General features: G+C 32.1%; 1 protein-coding gene. It reads right to left on the reverse strand.

Annotated features, from left to right (window positions below; all coding sequences use genetic code 11):
• Nucleotides 1–342: 342 nt before the first annotated feature.
• On the reverse strand, nucleotides 343–798 hold the full coding sequence (locus RT250_RS13510; RefSeq protein ID WP_313115418.1) for a hypothetical protein: 456 nt from the start codon (nucleotides 796–798) through the stop codon (nucleotides 343–345).
• Nucleotides 799–913 lie beyond the last annotated feature (115 nt).

The raw sequence follows: 913 nt of genomic DNA on the forward strand, positions 1-913 counted from the left end.
TAGACCAATCCCCATAAGGGCAAACCGACATACACCGGTTCAGTCAACACTGCATTCATGTTGGGTCGTACCGACCACACGAATGCTTAGTTATTGTAAAACGTTTTTTTTATTTTTTACTGACTTCAAACACTAATCCTTAATACTCTCCAATTCCCTTCGCTACCACAAGCCTCACATTGAATATTCTGAAAATTGCCCATAATTTTAATCAATTCTTGTTCGGACAAATCGCTTATATCCTCATCAGTTTGAACAGTTGACAAGGAATTTTCTTTAAATGTCTTGCATCGATTACATTGCAAGTCATACTCAATCATATTTAAGTGCATAATTTTTTAATTAAAGATTAATATTTTCAAGTCCAATCGTATTTCTGAATTTATTCATCGAATAAAGATTTGGATTGATCTCGCATAATCTTCCAAAAACAAAATGGAAAAATTCAGTTGGAATTATCATATTTTCTCCTTCGTATTTCATTGAGGGCGGTTGTCCCCAACTTAAAAATTTCAGACAACTTTCGCCATCAGAACTAACTTCTTCAATCAATTCCCATTGTTGAGTTATTTTTTCATTTGAATTATCTAAGCCAGTCAAATCTTTTGGTGCATCTACAAAAATTAAAAAATTATATTTTCCAGTGCTTTTACTTGAATTTCCCCCCATCATTCCAGTCATTAGCGGTGAGTAAAATTCATTATCGTCAACTTCTGTTTTCTTTTCTTCAATTAATTTAAATTGAGCCCTATTGTGGATTATTAATTGATCAAATTCTGTTTTAGTCAGTTTTTTCATTTTTTTGGTTTAAATGTTTTACAACGTGAGTCTGTGCATCAACTCACTTCGGACTAAAAATAATGAATCCATTGTTATCTAGAGCGGCTTTAAAACGATATTATTTTCGATTCTT

It is taken from the genome of Aequorivita sediminis, assembly GCF_032080575.2.
Classification (GTDB): Bacteria; Bacteroidota; Bacteroidia; order Flavobacteriales; family Flavobacteriaceae; genus Aequorivita; species Aequorivita sediminis.

Coding starts and splice junctions, on each gene's coding strand:
- RT250_RS13510 (WP_313115418.1), bottom strand. CDS start 798: ATGAAAAAACTGACTAAAACAGAATTTGATCAATTAATAATCCACAAT.